The sequence below is a fragment of the Candidatus Kapaibacterium sp. genome (assembly GCA_023957315.1).
In the GTDB taxonomy this organism is placed as follows: Bacteria; Bacteroidota; Ignavibacteria; order Kapaibacteriales; family UBA2268; genus PGYU01.
The window spans coordinates 83,234-98,966 of record JAMLHE010000012.1 but is presented as its reverse complement, the minus strand read 5'-3'; the positions used below and the strand labels follow the sequence as shown (position 1 = coordinate 98,966).

Genomic DNA, 15,733 nt, shown 5'->3' with positions numbered 1-15,733 from the left:
CTACAAATAACAATGAAATTTGATACAAAAATGGGCAGAACGCTCTTCTGTCCCTACAAATAACAATGAAATTTGATACAAAAATGGGCAGAACGCTCTTCTGTACCTACAAAAAACAATGAAATTTAATACAAAAATGGACAGAACGATGTTCTGTCCCTACAAAAACCAAACAAATTTCAAACAATATGGACAGAACGCTGTTCTGTCCATACAAAAACCAATGAAATCATAAACCCATCTATCAATTCAGAATGTCTTTCTTCAGAAAATATAGGTAGGAAAAGAGTGTTAGAATTAGGATTGTGGCAACAAAAATGCCTGTGTAGAGCATATTTAGTGTATAATCGGGGACTAAAACATCGTTGTCAACATAATTGAATGGGCTTATGAATCCAATATAGGCTGTTGATTCGGATACTTTGGAAATCAAATCCAAAAAGTATGTTCCCATTACAATTGCTACCGACAATGCGAACAATCCCCGTCCACGTTTAGCCACTGCGGAAATAACAAATCCGATTGAAGCAAATGTAAGTGATGTCAAAAATCCGTAGATTGAATGGATAAAAAAAGGAGTTTTTTCGTAATCATCGGTTTTGAAGACTTCCATACTTACAAATCCGGTCAATACTGCCACAGTATTCATTATAAATATAAGAGTTATGCAGGCGAGAACTTTGGCTCCGAATATTTCGGTGCGAGTCATGGGACGCGTGTATAGAAACTCTGCTGTTTTTTCAAATTCTTCATTTGCAAATAAGGATATTGACGTGAGTATGGAAAACATTCCCGTTAGTAAAATAATCAGCGGGCTATTTCTTATGACATAGAATCCTAATATGTTGGAGAGCTTCTCAATTTCCAGCCCGAAGCCTTTGAGCATAGGCGCCAAAAAGGGTTGATTCAAAAGCGGTTCAATATTTTTGAGAATACCTTCTGCCAAAAAGATTTCGAATAATGCCATATTGAGTACTATTAACCCGCAAATGAGTGTTAACCATATTAACATAGAGTTTTTGTAACGATATAATTCCATTTTGAATAGATTATAATTCATTGCCGGACTCCGCATTTTGGTAATAATGTAGAAATATTTCTTCTAAAGTGGGCTCTTCGATACTTATATTTTCGATTTTGAGATTGGCGAGATAGCTAATCAATTCGTTCATATCGCCATTAAATAAAAAATTCATATGATTATTAACTCTTTTAAAATCAACAATCGCGGGTAAATCCGGATTAATATTTTGATTATCGGACAAGGAAACGGATATTTTTTTGAGCATTTTTTTGCGTAATGCATCAATGCTTTCCAATTTAATTATCGAACCTTTTTGAATAATTGCGACTCTTGAGCAAATTTTCTGCACATCATTCAAGACATGAGAAGAGAAAAATATGGTGCATCCTCGCTCATTTTCCTTTTTGAATAATTCAAAAACTTTTGATTGGATTAATGGGTCAAGTCCGCTTGTCGGTTCGTCTAAAATCAATAGTTCCGGCTTATGAAGCAGTGATTGAATTAATGATACCTTTTTTTTGTTGCCTAATGATAAGTCTCTGATTTTCAGATTTGTCTTGAGGTCCAAATCGTCAGCGAGTTCATTTAATCTTTTGCTATCATTTACTCCGTAGAATCTTTGGGAGTATTCGAGGAGTTCTTTCACAGTCATTTTGTAGTAGTAATTTACTTCGGCAGGCAAATATCCGGTTTTGAATTTGATTTCTTTAGACTGTTTGAGTATATCATAACCGAGAACTTTCCCGGTGCCGGAATCGGGGAAAATGAGATTGAATAATAATCTGATTGTAGTTGATTTGCCTGCACCATTGGGACCGATAAATCCGAAGATTTCACCACGCTCGACTGTTAAATCCAAATTTTTAATTCCGATTGTTTTGCCGTAATTTTTACTCAGGCTGATTGTTTCAATTGCTTTCGATTTTTCCATTTTTAGAAGTATAATTTTCTAACAATAATCATCAATTTACATATTTAAAACAAAGGAGCTGAATCATTATGAAACAGCCCCGATTTTTTTTTCTGTCCGAAAGAGTTTAATCTTCCATCAATTCTTTTTCTTTGACTTCGAGCAGTACATCAACACTTTTGACGTATTCGTCGGTGTGTTTTTGAATTTCCTCTTCGCCGCGTTTGCGGTCGTCTTCGGTGACAATTTTGTCCTTTTCGGCTTTCTTGAGTGCATCAATTCCGTCGCGACGAACGCTGCGGATTGCTACACGAGCTTCTTCGGCGTACTTTTTGCACATCTTGACGAAGTCTTTTCTGCGTTGTTCTGTCAGTGGCGGTACCGGAATACGAATGACTGTGCCGTCGTTTTGCGGGTTGAATCCGAGGTCAGCTGAGCGAATCGCTTTTTCAATATCTTGGATGATTGAGCGGTCGTATGGCTGAATGAGTATGGTTCGGGCATCGGGAGCCGATACGCCACCCACTTGTGACACAGGCGTTGGAGTGCCGTAATAGTCAACAGTTACGCCATCAATCAATGATGACGATGCTCTGCCTGTGCGGACTTTTGCCAATTGTTGTTTGAAAAAATCTACAGATTTAATCATATTGGCTTTAATTTCTTCTACTAATTCTTGGTTAAACATTTTGACCTCTATTGTTTATCTCTGACTAATGTACCTATTAATTCGCCCTGAATCAGCCTTTTCAAATTACCACGCTGGTTGATATTGATGACTGACATGGGCAGATGATTTTCGTGGCATAGTGTGATTGCTGTGTGGTCCATGACTCTAAGGTCTTTTTCTATAACTTCGCGGTATGTAATTTCGTCAAATTTTACAGCATTTGGGTTTTTCTCGGGGTCGCTGTCGTAAACACCGTCCACTCGAGTTGCTTTGATTATGACTTGTGCTTCGATTTCGATAGCACGTAACACAGCGGCAGTATCAGTTGTAAAGTAAGGATTGCCTGTACCGGCACCGAAAAGCACTACTCGATTTTTCTCGAGGTGGCGAATGGCGCGACGTCTGATGAGCGGTTCGGCAATTTGTTCCATTTTGATTGCAGTCTGCAGACGAGTTTGGACACCCAACTCTTCGAGAGCATTTTGGAATGCTATGGAATTAATGACAGTCGCCAGCATACCCATTTGGTCACCGGAAACTTTGTGGATGCCGTGAGCGGCGGCTTGAACACCTCTGAAGATGTTCCCGCCACCGATTACGATACCAATTTGAACTCCCAAATTATAGATTTCGGCAATTTCTGCGGCAAATACTTTTAGCACTGTCGGGTCAATTCCGAATTGGCGTTCGCCCATCAAGGCTTCGCCGCTCAATTTAAGAAGTATTCTACTGAAAGCTATCATTTGTATTGTTCTTTTTTTTATTGATTAGGATTCGCCGAGTGCGTATCTTGCAAAACGATTGATTTTAACTTCTGAGCCTGTGAGTTCGGAAATTTGTTTGATTACGTCGTTTACCGAAATGCTGCCGTCTTTGACGAAAGCTTGTTCGATAAGACAATTTTCAGTAAAGAATTTATCGAGTTTGCCTTGTGCAATTTTTTCGGCGATTTCAGGTTTTTTGCCCGAATCAATTGCTTGTTGCTTGTAGATTTCGAGTTCTTTTTCCAATGTCGATTGGTCAACTTGGCTTCTGTCAATGAACTGAGGATTCATCGCTGCAATTTGCATTGCAATGTCGCGAATTGAAGCTACAGCTTTGTCATTGACATTTGCGATTGCAACGTCTAATAAGACTGCGAGCTTGTTTCCGGCATGAATATATGTAGAAATGAAGCCTTCTGAAGTCCAATGTTCAAATTTTCTGATTTCAATTTTTTCGCTGAATTTAGACAAAATACTATTGTAAAGTCCTTCGACAGAATCGCCATCTACGCTGACTTTCATCAAATCATCAACATTTGTAATATTGTTATTAAGTAAAGCATTAGCTACTATATTTACAAAATCGTCAAATTCTTGATTTCTGGCAACGAAGTCGGTTTCGCAATTCACTTCGACCATAACAGCGTTTTTGTTGTCATTTTTGGAAATAGCAACAATCATACCTTCGTTAGCAATTTTGTCTGCACGTTTAGCAGCCGAAGCCGCTCCTCTTTTTCTAAGAACTTCGATAGCAATCGTGATATCGCCATCTGCTTCGACCAATGCTTTTTTGCAATCAGCCATACCTGCGCCTGTTTTATCGCGAAGGTCTTTAACCATAAGAGCTGAAATTTCTGCCATGATTTTAAATTATCTCAATTATTTTAACAAAATATTAATTTTCAGTTGTTGCAGCGTCAGATTGGTTAGCGTTAGCTACCGGAGCTTCTGAAGCTGGTTTCTGTGGAGCGTTAACAGCCGGAGCGTCTGAAGCCTGTTTTTGCGGAGCGTTATATCTTGGAGTTGCTTGTCCAGTACGAGCCGGTGGTCTTCTTTCTCTTAATTTACGTCTTACCTTTGGATCGTCTTCGGTGTCAACTTCAGTTTCTTTGTCAATTCTTTCGCCGTCAGCAGCAAGTTCTGCCATTTTAACTTTGGCAATGCGCGAGCCTTCGATAATTGCATCAGCTAATATACCAGCAACGAGTTCTACAGTCTTGATTGAATCGTCGTTTGCCGGAATTGGGTATTCTACTTCTTCGGGGTCAACATTAGTGTCAACGATTCCGATTACGGGAATACCTAAGATTTTTGCTTCTTTAATCGCCAAGTGTTCTTTCTTAGTATCAACAACGAACAATGCTCCGGGGAGTTTTGTCATAGATTCGATACCGCCAAAGACTTTGCGAAGTCTGTCGCGTTCGCGACCGAGAAGTAATCTTTCTTTTTTGGTGATTTTTTCAAATGTGCCGTCAGTTTCCATCTTGTCAATGGTATTTAGGCGTTTGATGCTTTTTCTGATAGTGGTGAAGTTAGTCAACATACCGCCCAACCATCTTTCGGAAACGTAGTTGATTTCGGCTTTGTTAGCTGATTCTTCGATAGCAAGTTTGGCTTGTTGTTTAGTTCCGATGAAAAGCACCGAACGACCACGTGAAGTGATGTCGTAAATTGCTTGACGAGCTAAATCTAAAAGCACTTGAGTTTTACGCAAGTCAATGATGTGAATACCGTTGCGTTCGGTAAAAATGAATTGAGCCATCTTAGGGTTCCAACGACGGGTAAGATGACCAAAATGCGCTCCAGATTCGAGGAGTTGTTCGATTGATACTGAATGTTCCATTAATGAACTCCAAAATATATGAGTGTTGTACTTCTGTCGCTTTCATCCCTGTTATTCAGCATTTGCCACACCTAACAAGTCCAACGACATGATTAATTATATTCTATCTTAAAAATCTGATTAACAAAAACCCGCATAACAGCGGGAAATTGTTGAAATTGTCTTAACGTTTAGAGAATTGGAAGCGTTTACGAGCTTTTTTCTGACCGTATTTTTTACGTTCAACCATTCTCGGGTCACGAGTCATGAGACCGGCTTGGCGGAGTGGCGAACGCATTTCTTCGTCGTATTCGACCAATGCTCTTGCTATACCGAGTTGGATAGCTCCTGTTTGACCGGAGATACCACCACCGCGGACAGTGACGCTAACGTCAAATTTGCCTTCGGTGCCTGTTACCATGAACGGTTTAACTGCTTCAATTCTATTTAGGTCAACCGGGAAATAAGTGTCGAATTCTCGCTTATTCACAGAAACTTTTCCTGTTCCGGGAGTAACCATTCTAACCTGCGCTACGGATGTTTTTCTTCTTCCGGTTGCTGTGAGTGCTTTCATAAATTATTATCCCTCTATTACTATTTATATTTCAATTCTAAATTTCTTGGCTTTTGAGCTTCGTGCGGATGCTCATTACCGACATAGATTTTCAATTTCTTGATAATCTGTCTGCCAAGTCTATTTTTGGGCAACATACCTTTGATGGAATGTTCGAGAACTCTTTCAGGTTTTGTATTCATTACATCTTTGAAAGTGTCCAATCTCACACCACCCGGATAGCCCGAATGCCTAAAGTAAGTTTTTTGCTCCGGGCGTTTACCCTGCAACATTATCTTCTCTGCATTTAAAATAACGACGAAATCACCATTATCTACATGAGGGGTGAATGTTGCCTTATGTTTGCCGCGCAATAAAATTGCAACTTGTGTAGATAACCTACCGACAGTTTGCTCGGATGCGTCAATTACCCACCAATCTCTTGTTACGTCTTCTTTACGTAACGACTTCGTCATTTTTGCTGAAGGTACCACTTAAATCTCCAAATAAATCACAATCAATACAGTTTACAAAAATAATAATATTAGTTGAACTGACAAAAATTATTTTTCAACAATGATTGACTAATATATTTCAAAGAGCTTATGAAGTATATCTTCGCTTTTTATTATAATGCCAATTTTGAGACCGTCAGCGGTGAATAGCGGGTTTTCGCAATTCAGCAAATCCGAGACCAATTGCGTTTGCTCTGATTCGCTAAGTATAGTATTATACGAAATTGCAGATTTTTTTGCAAACTTTATCAGGACTTGTTCGAATTGTTTATCAGAACTGAGGCTTTTTTCTTCTGTTAGTTCGTGGATTAGCTCTTTAAAGATGATAGATTCTCTGCCTTGAACTATGTATTGCGGTACTGAATTGATGCTAAGTATGTCGCCTTCTATATCAAATTCAAATCCGATAGTGTTCAAATCCTTTCGGATTTTGCTTACAATGCCCATTTCTATGGGAGTGAGCGAGACAACAAGCGGGAAAATTAGTATTTGTACTGCACGTGAAGCGGAATTTGAAGCAGCTTTCCGGATTTTTTCAAAGATGACTTTTCGTGATGCACGAGATTGGTCTAAGATGAACAAGCCGCCATTGAAGTCAGCCAAGATGAATTTTCCGTCAATTTGCATAGTTTTGCCGAAGGATTTTTGTTCCGAATTTGCATTTAAATCCAATTGTAGTACACTATCTCCGTTTTTTCGCTCGAAAATTTCATCGTACGCAGAACGCCAATTTGAGCCGGAAATTGAGCCGTGAGACACGAAATCCTTCCTTGCCGGGAAATCATGATACTGCCGATTATGATTTTCTATTATTTCTCCGGTAACTGTATTCACCAATATTTTCGCACCTTTTTCAGAGTCTGAGGTACTGATAAAAGGTGAATGTGAAGCCACAAGGTCCGGCACAAATACTGGTGCTAAATCATTATCGGACAATGTGTTTGCCACAGAATTCATCAATAAATTATATATGTATCGCTCATCTTCAAATTTGACTTCATGCTTCTGTGGGTGGACGTTGACATCGACTCTCGAAAAATCAATCGTCATATTAATGATGAAGAGCGGCTTTTGATTTTTTTCAAGCAGATGTTCATATGCAGAAAACACTGCATGATTGAGTGATGGCGAAAATATTGGTCGGCGATTTAGATATAGAAATTGTCCCGAGCGATTTTGCCGAGATAGTGATGGCTTGCCGATATGCCCTTCAAAGCTGATATAATCGTTTTTGAAATTGAGTGGAATAACTTCGGCGGCATAGTGTTCACCCAATATCTGCGCAATTCGCTCGATATCGCCTTGCTTGGGAGAATCGAAAATCAAATTATCATCGTCATAAAAAGTGAATCGAATTTCGGGGTAAGCTAAAGCGATTTTCGTAATAGTATCGGAAATATGCCTGAATTCAGTGAGATTTGATTTCAAAAATTTGCGTCGAGCGGGAACATTGAAAAACAGGTTCCGGACTATAATCTGAGTGCCTTTGTCGCAATTCACAGGTTCGATTACTATTTCGGAATTCGGTTCGGCAATGAGTTTGTAGCCGAATTTGTCAATTTCACGCTTAGTTTTGATTTCTACATGAGAAACCGAGCAAATCGAAGCGAGTGCCTCTCCCCTAAACCCGAATGTGCGTATTTCGTCCAAATCGCTGACTGATAGAATTTTGCTTGTAGCATGGCGGCGAACACTCAAGGCGAGATCTGTTTCGGACATTCCTCTGCCATTGTCAATAATATGGATGAGTGATTTTCCGGCATTCTTGACAAATATACCGATACTATCAGCACCTGCATCAATAGAGTTTTCGACCAATTCCTTGACTACAGATTCGGGTCGTTGAACGACTTCACCTGCCGCAATTTGGTTGGCAATGAAATCCGGTAATATTTTTATGTAATTTTCCAACCTTTAAATTTACCTATAATTACAATATCGTTTTCCACAAGTCTTCCACTTTTTGCAAATATCAGGTTAATAACAAATTAAAACAATAGTTCCCAAAATCGTCATATTTTATTAAAAGAGAATAATATGAAAAGTATATATGATAAAACAGTTGATGTCTTAATGTTCAGAGAAGGTTCTGACGAAGACAGCAACTCAAGAGCACCAATAATAACCACAGGCTCTATAGTTTGGGGTGTGCTGCTACGTGCGACAATAGTATTGATTGCTTTCTTCTTTTTGATGGATTCTATCAGAGGCAACGACTATTGGTGGGTTTCTCTGTTTTTCATTTGGGCATTTGTAGCCTTTCCGGCATACCGTCAATATGAGAAATATGCTAAACGAATCGAAAATTTCGCCGAAGAAACGCTTTGTGGCTCGTGTAAACACTTCAACAAAGGAGCCCAAAGTTGCAATATTTATGATGAACACGTGAGCAAAGACTACATTCCTTGCGAAGGTGAAAGCTGGGAACCATACTAAAATTACTCTACGATTTTCGTCAATTTGAAAATGCCTTTCGGTTGGGACTCGAAATAAAAAGTCTTATTCAAAGCTGTATATCGCCAAACATCGAAGCTTTTGGCATTTATCAGTTCCTTTTTGATATTGTCGGGTGCACCAAATAATATATAAATTTTGCCTTTATCGGTTTTGGAGCCGTCTCGTTGTGTTATAGTTTGGAAATTGAAAAATGCGAAATCAACTCTGCTAAAGTATTGCGTCAAAGCCTCATTGTATGGTGTCAGTGGTGTCGGGTCTTTCAATTTCCAAAATTCGAGGAATTTTCTCCGCTTTTCCTCCTTATTTCCGGATTTCATGGCTTCAAAATCTTCATCATTCAACAAATAAAATGTCGAATTTATGGCATAGTCCAAATCGCGCAATGCTAAGGGCATATCATGCCAAAGCACCTTAAACTCAATTTGTGAAGTATCACGAGAACCATCTTTATAAACTGCTAAGGTATAATCACCCGGCAATAAGGACTGTTCGGGCAATTCAAGTCGCAACATTCCATAATTCAAATCGAACATTTTTTCGGTAAATCCTGCTACTCTAATGAAAATTGGTTCTTCGTTTATGACAAGCCCGTCAGACTGAATCAATTCCATTCTACCACTCAATTTGAAATCATCAACATTATAAAGCATTTCCGAATCAGCCTTACTTTGGAGAATAAAATTGAAGCTGTCGAATTCATTTGCATAGGATAATGGTATCAAAATAGTAGAATTATCAGCAGAGAAGGCAACGTTGCCACCCAAAATGAAGGGAGAATAGATGAACTCACTAATTCCGGGATTTTTAGTAACAAATACGGGTTTAGAAATCAGTGGTTTTCTTGAAAAGTCTTCAGGATTCAATGTTAAATCAACTGCATGAGTTTTTTTGTCATAGGCATCTAATAATGTAATCTGAGTGTTATAAATTCCGGGCATCATGTTGAATAGCACAAAGCCGACAGCAAATTTATCCTTCGATTCGGTATCCTCATAACGATTTACATATATGGTATCTTTCCATCGGATTCTGTTTCTGATAATACCATCAGAATCCTTCATGATTATTTCAATTGAAGGAGTAGCAGAAAATTGATTCTCTCTATCGCTCTCAGTTGCTTTGACGAAGCTAAGAGTATGATGAACGATTTTGAACATCAATGTTATTTCAATCGAATCATTGCCTGCGATAGGTTGATAGAATGATTCAGCATACATTTTCGTACCGTATGAATAGTATGTGCTCCTATCGGAAAAACCCTGGGCATTGATATGCAGTTGGAATAAAAATATTATTGATATTATGCTTATTATAAGTTTCATTATTATGCTCCGTATTCATCCAGAAAATCTCGTAAAATTAAAGCAGCAGCAATTTTATCTTTTTGTCCTTTCTCACTGCGAGTGCTTTTCTTTTTTCCGATTTCAATCATAGTTTCTGTAGCTCTTTGTGAAGTAAAAGATTCATCAATCGTAGAGACGTCAAAGTCAGTATTTTGTGACAATTTGTTTATGAAGTTCGATAACTTTTTGCTGAATTTTTCATTTTGAGTATGCCAAACAGGAACACCAACTACAATATGCTTAATTTTCAATTCAGCAAGTTTTGAAGTCAAAAGCTCCCAAAATTTGGGCGAAGTATAATCAAGAGTATCCGAAGGTGTGATGCTGATATGGAGTTCGTCGCAATATGCAAGTCCGACTCGTTTCAAACCGAAATCAATCGCTGCGACTCTGTGACCGATAATATTTGGCTTAATCTGTTCTTTCATTTAGCTTTAGTAATGTTTTGGGGGGAATTATCGGGAAAATGAACTTGCATTCAGTCCCGACTCCAATTTCGGAATTAATTTCGAGCTTTCCACCATGCAATTCGACAACATGTTGCATAATCATAGTACCGATGCCACTTCCGCCTGTTTTCCGTCCTGTGGTGAAATATGGAATCATCATTTTTGCTAAAGTTTCGGGTGTCATTCCTTTGCCATTGTCTTTGATACTGATTTCGACATTTGCATTAATTCGAATTGCATTAATTTGTATCAATCCATTTCTGCTATCGGTAGCCTTGATAGAATTTTCGATTGCATTGCGAATTGCCCTGATGATTTTTGCTTTATCACAATAAAACATGATAGATGGAGTGTGATTTTCGATTGTTACATTTGGAAACATTGTATCATCGAACTCGCTCAAAACTTCGTTGCAAATGACATTTATGTCGTGCTTCGAGTAATCGACTTTGTCGCTTCTACCCACAGTTACTATATCACGAACTCTATGAATCAAGAGCTTGACTTGGTGCAGAATCCGAGTCTTCTTTTTGACCATATCGGGGAAATCATCACATTCGATTTGCTCCGCATTCAGTTTTATGGTCGAAAGATTCGTTTGCATATCGTGAGCAATTTGCGCCCAATTCGAAATCCTCTTGCGTTGTAGTTGCTCAGTGATGTCAACGCCTGTGAAAAATACGCCACGGAATCTTCCGGCTATATTTCGTAAAATAATCGTCTTACACATCCATTCCCGAGAATCAGCGCCAATTTCGATGTTAATGCGTTCAGTTAGGTTGCTTCGAGATTCGAAGCTGCTATTCAGCAAACTCGAAATCTCTTTATAGCTTTCATTTTTGAAATAGAATTCGAAATATTTTTTCTTAGGCGTAGCTTTCGTAATGCCAAGTATATCCCTTGCCATAGCGTTGTATAATACCAATTTGCCATTTTTGTCAATAAAAATCATAAATCCGATACCCGGCAAATCAATCATTTCGCGGAATAGTCGGCGCTGATGCCTGTATAATTGTACAAATATTATCAATGTTAATATGAACAAAAAAGCGACAAGATATTCTTTCACACCTTCGACAACGCGATTGAACAGCCATAAATTATTTTCTTTAATATTGAAAGCAACCGATAGTGAATTGGATGAAATTATGAAATGATTGCCGTAATCATAAAGTTGAAGTTCCTCGTTTTCAGGAAATTTGATATTGAATGTGGCAACTGAAATAATTTTTCCGTAAGAATCAATCATTACAATTCCATTCGCAAAAAGTACTACATATGAATCAAGGCTTTTCAATAAAGCTCGTGGGAATAACATATAACTTGGCAATTCGATTCGCGAAATTTCCGTAAGATTATTATTGGTATTGATTGTTGAAATCACAAATTCATATTTGTCCGATTGGTTCGTAACGTAAGTCACTTGAAGATTCTCTTCATCAAAATTGAAATTTAGCAGCCGCATAGAAGTATTCACCCAAAATGCAGATAGTGCCGCAAAAGATTCTAAAGCAACGGATTGGATGAAAGTTTGATTGGAATTATGCTCAGAGCTGATAAAATAAAGGTGATGATTATTGTTGAGAACTAAATTTTCGTCGAATGAAACAAACTTATTTCGCGACTGAAGTATTTCAGTGCCGGTGATGTAAAGAGCATCGGCGCTGTTTCGCTCTTTGACTACGCCTACTATTTCAATATTTTGTACATTTGGAGATAATATAAAAGATTGAGTGAATTCACTTTCTGATTCAATTTTTGATAATGAATTTAAACCCAAATTGAAACGATACAATCTCCCTGCAAAAACAAAAAGCAAATCATCATCAATTTTCCCGAGAATTTCAGTATTAAATTGAGACTGAATGCCCTCTCGCAAATCAAAAATCGGATAAATATTAAATTCCAAATTGCTGTTCATAATGACTAAGGAGAATTGGAAATCGGAGATAGTCAGCATAAAAAGATGCTCGTCGAGCAACTTTTTGTTCATAATTCTACGATTTTGGAGAGTGATACTTTGTGACTCAGATTTGTCGGCACTTTTCAAGACGGAAATCATCTCGTCAGCTTCGGCAAAATCAGACTTGATTTGAAAAGTAACGGAAGTTGAATCTCCATTAGCATTTGAAATTAGTTCGCTTGATTGGTAAAACTCACCAATTTCCAGCTTAAAAGGATAAATCCGGTCATTTGAATAGACCGAATTAGCTGATAAAAGCAAAAATATGATAAAGTAATACATCTTCATTTTAAGTTAGCTACGTTCGATTATCAAACAAACGCAATATACGGCAATTCCTTCATTTCGCCCAACGAAACCCATCTTTTCATTTGTTGTTGCTTTGATGTTTATATTCGCCGGTTCAATCTCGCAAACCTTCGCAACACTATTTTTCATAGCTTCTTTATATAAGTATAGCTTTGGCTTTTCGAGATTGATAGTAGCGTCAATGTTGCCGATAGCATAATTTTTTGTACGAATCAATTCTACACATTTTGCGAGTAATTCCATACTATCGCAATCCTTGTACTTCGTGTCTGTATCGGGGAAATGGTCGCCAATATCACCGAGACCGGCAGCACCAAGTATTGCATCAATAATAGCATGAGCGAGCACATCGCCATCACTATGGGCAACGGTGCCTATTTCGGACTCGATTGGGATTCCGCCCAGTATAAATGATTCGTTTGGTGCTAGTTTGTGAACATCGTAACCAAATCCAACTTTCATTATGAAAACTCCAACAAAATAATAATAGCAAAACTAATAAAAAAACTTAAATGCCTGACTTTGGCACATATAATAATGTATAAAATTGAATAAGTTTTATTACAACAATTTAGTCACTACAAATATTAATTTTATGTAACAATAAACTGCATTAAATAGCTCCTTCTGTACGATTTTGCTTTTTTATATTACTTCATTTCGCTATTTTTGTAGTATGATATTTAGTTTTATGTGATTTTATTATCATTATACGTGAATTTATTAAAAATATATTAAGATTATGATTAGAGGATAACATGCCTGAAATTCTAAAAAAATATGGCAAAATCAAAGAGACACTCGACTATGCCTCTACTGATGTGAAATCTACCGGTATTACCGTAATTCAAGTTGGGTCTGCAACATGTGAAAATGCTGCAGGAGCAGAAGCAGTAAAATTTGAATTCCAAAAGCTTATCAATGCTTCCGGAAGAGATAATATCGTCATCAAACAAACAGGATGCACTGGTAGATGTTCACAAGAACCAATAGTTGGTGTGTTTGCACCTGATAATTTTCCGGTAAAGTACAAGCAAGTAACAGTTGACAAGGTAGCAGAAATTTTTCAGAGCCACGTATTAGGTGGTACTCCGGTTGTTTCGCTTATGTTAGACAAAAACACAAATATAATTTACGAACACATTATAACCTTTTGTGAAACGAATTACGAAAAAAGACCCGACCACTTAGAATTAAGTGAATTATTCCAAGAACGCTTAGCACATCACGGCATAAGCAATGAACGCGTCAGGGTTTTGAAAGGCGGCAATATTGGTTTATCTCGATTTGAAGATGATGACCAACATGCTATTATGATAGTTTTCCCTGAAAATGTGATTTACAGATATGAAACTGTAGATGAAATGGATGAAATAATCAAAGAGCATATCATTGACAAAAGTATCAGCCAGAAACACCTCATTCATACTGAAAAATTGACCGAAGAATACATGAAATTCTACGGTGACGTTTCATTTTTTAACAAGCAATCACGCATTACGCTACGCAATTGCGGCATAATTGACCCTGAAAATATCACAGATTACATCCATGCACAAGGATATAAGGCACTTGCCTTAATACTCGAAAAGAATGACCCTGAATGGATTATAACCGAAATTTTGGAATCCGGGCTGCGTGGCAGAGGCGGCGGCGGATTTCCGGTCGGTGCAAAATGGCGCAATACGCGTACATTGAAGCAAGACCCGATTAAATATGTGATTTGCAATGCTGACGAAGGCGACCCGGGAGCATTCATGGATAGAAGTGCACTCGAAGGTGACCCATTCTCGATTATTGAAGGTATGACAATCGGTGCTTTTTCCATGGGAGCAAGCAAAGGTTACCTTTATATTAGAGCTGAATATCCGCTTGCAATTGCAAGAATTGAAAATGCAATCAAAATTGCGAGAGAATATGGATTTTTGGGTAAAAACATCTTAGGCTCGGGATTTGATTTCGATTTGGAAATCAGACTTGGTGCAGGTGCATTTGTTTGTGGCGAGGAAACTGCATTGATTCACTCAATCGAAGGATTAAGAGGTCAACCGAGAATTCGCCCTCCATACCCGTCACTTTCGGGCTTATGGGGACACCCGACTTGTATTAACAATGTCGAAACTTGGGCAAATATCCCTCCTATTATTATATATGGCGCTGAATGGTTCAACAGAATCGGTACAGCCGGAAGCAAAGGAACTAAAGTTTTTGCTCTTGCGGGCAAAGTTAAGAATACCGGATTGATTGAAGTTCCAATGGGAACCACACTTAGAGAAGTAATATTCGATATTGGCGGCGGCGTATTTGGCGATAACGATTTCAAAGCCGTTCAAACCGGTGGTCCATCAGGTGGTTGTATTCCCGAGCATCTTATTGATACACCGATTGACTATGAATCACTAAAAGAAGTCGGCTCTATGATGGGTTCCGGTGGTATGATAGTGTTAGACCATACTGACTGTATGGTTCAAACTGCAAGATTTTTCCTCGAATTCACTCAAGATGAATCATGCGGAAAGTGTCTCCCATGCCGCGAAGGTACGCTTAGAATGCTCGAAATCTTAGAGCGCATTACCTCAGGACATGCCGTCATGGCAGATTTGGATAAATTGTATCGTCTCGGAAATATGATTAAGAAAACATCTCTTTGCGGGCTCGGGCAATCTGCTCCAAATCCCGTATTGAGTGCTATCGAAAATTTCCGTGAAGAATTTGAAATACATATTAAAGAACATAGATGCCCAACACAAAAATGCTCGAAACTTATTAGCTATCACGTTATAGCGGATAAATGTACAGGCTGTACTTTGTGTGCCCGACGTTGCCCGGTGCTTTGCATCACAGGTGGACGTAAGCAAGTGCACGAAATCATACAATCACAATGTATAAAATGCGGCGAATGCTTTAATGTATGCAAGTTTGATGCTATTCAAAAAATATAATTAAGAAGGAAA

The 15,733-nt window shown here is 38.2% G+C and carries 15 protein-coding genes; 2 read left to right on the top strand and 13 right to left on the bottom strand.

Annotated features, from left to right (window positions below; genetic code table 11):
- Positions 1-244 precede the first annotated feature (244 nt).
- The 9 genes from M9949_11960 to mutL form a co-directional block, all read right to left on the bottom strand.
- Complete coding sequence (locus M9949_11960) at positions 245-1,060, bottom strand: ABC transporter permease (GenBank protein MCO5252116.1); 816 nt, start codon at positions 1,058-1,060, stop codon at positions 245-247.
- The gene (locus M9949_11955) at positions 1,050-1,955 is read right to left on the bottom strand and encodes an ABC transporter ATP-binding protein (GenBank protein MCO5252115.1); all 906 of its coding nucleotides are present in this window, start codon (positions 1,953-1,955) and stop codon (positions 1,050-1,052) included. Before M9949_11955 ends, M9949_11960 begins: the two co-directional genes overlap by 11 nt.
- Positions 1,956-2,061: 106 nt before the next feature.
- Entirely contained in the window at positions 2,062-2,622 is a 561-nt protein-coding gene (gene frr / locus M9949_11950) for a ribosome recycling factor (GenBank protein ID MCO5252114.1), read from the bottom strand.
- An 8-nt stretch (positions 2,623-2,630) separates the two neighbouring features.
- A complete protein-coding gene (pyrH, locus tag M9949_11945) occupies positions 2,631-3,344 on the bottom strand; it encodes a UMP kinase (GenBank protein ID MCO5252113.1) in 714 nt (237 codons plus the stop codon).
- A gap of 27 nt (positions 3,345-3,371) precedes the next feature.
- Positions 3,372-4,229 carry a translation elongation factor Ts gene (tsf, locus tag M9949_11940; protein MCO5252112.1) on the bottom strand — a complete coding sequence of 286 codons (858 nt, stop codon included), beginning with the start codon at positions 4,227-4,229 and terminating at the stop codon, positions 3,372-3,374.
- Positions 4,230-4,263: 34 nt separating this feature from the next.
- Positions 4,264-5,211: a 30S ribosomal protein S2 gene (rpsB, locus tag M9949_11935; protein ID MCO5252111.1), complete on the bottom strand. Its 948-nt coding sequence runs from the start codon at positions 5,209-5,211 to the stop codon at positions 4,264-4,266.
- 163 nt (positions 5,212-5,374) lie between these two features.
- The gene (gene rpsI, locus M9949_11930; GenBank protein ID MCO5252110.1) at positions 5,375-5,764 is read right to left on the bottom strand and encodes a 30S ribosomal protein S9; all 390 of its coding nucleotides are present in this window, start codon (positions 5,762-5,764) and stop codon (positions 5,375-5,377) included.
- Between the two features lie 20 nt (positions 5,765-5,784).
- A complete protein-coding gene (rplM, locus tag M9949_11925; protein MCO5252109.1) occupies positions 5,785-6,219 on the bottom strand; it encodes a 50S ribosomal protein L13 in 435 nt (144 codons plus the stop codon).
- A 108-nt stretch (positions 6,220-6,327) separates the two neighbouring features.
- Entirely contained in the window at positions 6,328-8,169 is a 1,842-nt protein-coding gene (gene mutL, locus M9949_11920; protein MCO5252108.1) for a DNA mismatch repair endonuclease MutL, read from the bottom strand.
- A 126-nt stretch (positions 8,170-8,295) separates the two neighbouring features.
- On the opposite strand from mutL, the gene M9949_11915 reads away from it, so the two are divergent.
- On the top strand, positions 8,296-8,694 hold the full coding sequence (locus M9949_11915) for a hypothetical protein (GenBank protein ID MCO5252107.1): 399 nt from the start codon (positions 8,296-8,298) through the stop codon (positions 8,692-8,694).
- A 2-nt stretch (positions 8,695-8,696) separates the two neighbouring features.
- Here M9949_11915 and M9949_11910 read toward each other — a convergent pair whose 3' ends face one another.
- The 4 genes from M9949_11910 to ispF are packed head-to-tail and all read right to left on the bottom strand — an operon-like array spanning position 8,697 to position 13,241.
- A complete protein-coding gene (locus M9949_11910) occupies positions 8,697-10,037 on the bottom strand; it encodes a GWxTD domain-containing protein (GenBank protein MCO5252106.1) in 1,341 nt (446 codons plus the stop codon).
- 2 nt (positions 10,038-10,039) lie between these two features.
- The gene (gene ruvX / locus M9949_11905; protein ID MCO5252105.1) at positions 10,040-10,486 is read right to left on the bottom strand and encodes a Holliday junction resolvase RuvX; all 447 of its coding nucleotides are present in this window, start codon (positions 10,484-10,486) and stop codon (positions 10,040-10,042) included.
- Positions 10,470-12,758, bottom strand: coding sequence for an ATP-binding protein (locus M9949_11900; GenBank protein MCO5252104.1), 2,289 nt, complete (start codon positions 12,756-12,758; stop codon positions 10,470-10,472). The genes ruvX and M9949_11900 overlap by 17 nt, the downstream gene beginning before the upstream one ends.
- A gap of 6 nt (positions 12,759-12,764) precedes the next feature.
- Positions 12,765-13,241, bottom strand: a complete 477-nt coding sequence (gene ispF / locus M9949_11895; GenBank protein ID MCO5252103.1) for a 2-C-methyl-D-erythritol 2,4-cyclodiphosphate synthase — start codon at positions 13,239-13,241, stop codon at positions 12,765-12,767.
- A gap of 989 nt (positions 13,242-14,230) precedes the next feature.
- Here ispF and M9949_11890 point away from each other — a divergent pair.
- A complete protein-coding gene (locus M9949_11890) occupies positions 14,231-15,721 on the top strand; it encodes a 4Fe-4S binding protein (protein ID MCO5252102.1) in 1,491 nt (496 codons plus the stop codon).
- The last annotated feature ends 12 nt before the right edge of the window (positions 15,722-15,733 follow it).

What these genes read in the sequence shown, in the direction of transcription:
- M9949_11960 (MCO5252116.1), bottom strand. Translation starts at nt 1,060, where the DNA reads ATGAATTATAATCTATTCAAAATGGAATTATATCGTTACAAAAACTCT.
- rplM (MCO5252109.1), bottom strand. Translation starts at nt 6,219, where the DNA reads ATGACGAAGTCGTTACGTAAAGAAGACGTAACAAGAGATTGGTGGGTA.
- M9949_11900 (MCO5252104.1), bottom strand. Translation starts at nt 12,758, where the DNA reads ATGAAGATGTATTACTTTATCATATTTTTGCTTTTATCAGCTAATTCG.
- rpsI (MCO5252110.1), bottom strand. Translation starts at nt 5,764, where the DNA reads ATGAAAGCACTCACAGCAACCGGAAGAAGAAAAACATCCGTAGCGCAG.
- ispF (MCO5252103.1), bottom strand. Translation starts at nt 13,241, where the DNA reads ATGAAAGTTGGATTTGGTTACGATGTTCACAAACTAGCACCAAACGAA.
- M9949_11915 (MCO5252107.1), top strand. Translation starts at nt 8,296, where the DNA reads ATGAAAAGTATATATGATAAAACAGTTGATGTCTTAATGTTCAGAGAA.
- ruvX (MCO5252105.1), bottom strand. Translation starts at nt 10,486, where the DNA reads ATGAAAGAACAGATTAAGCCAAATATTATCGGTCACAGAGTCGCAGCG.
- frr (MCO5252114.1), bottom strand. Translation starts at nt 2,622, where the DNA reads ATGTTTAACCAAGAATTAGTAGAAGAAATTAAAGCCAATATGATTAAA.
- M9949_11910 (MCO5252106.1), bottom strand. Translation starts at nt 10,037, where the DNA reads ATGAAACTTATAATAAGCATAATATCAATAATATTTTTATTCCAACTG.
- tsf (MCO5252112.1), bottom strand. Translation starts at nt 4,229, where the DNA reads ATGGCAGAAATTTCAGCTCTTATGGTTAAAGACCTTCGCGATAAAACA.
- M9949_11955 (MCO5252115.1), bottom strand. Translation starts at nt 1,955, where the DNA reads ATGGAAAAATCGAAAGCAATTGAAACAATCAGCCTGAGTAAAAATTAC.
- M9949_11890 (MCO5252102.1), top strand. Translation starts at nt 14,231, where the DNA reads ATGAAATTCTACGGTGACGTTTCATTTTTTAACAAGCAATCACGCATT.
- rpsB (MCO5252111.1), bottom strand. Translation starts at nt 5,211, where the DNA reads ATGGAACATTCAGTATCAATCGAACAACTCCTCGAATCTGGAGCGCAT.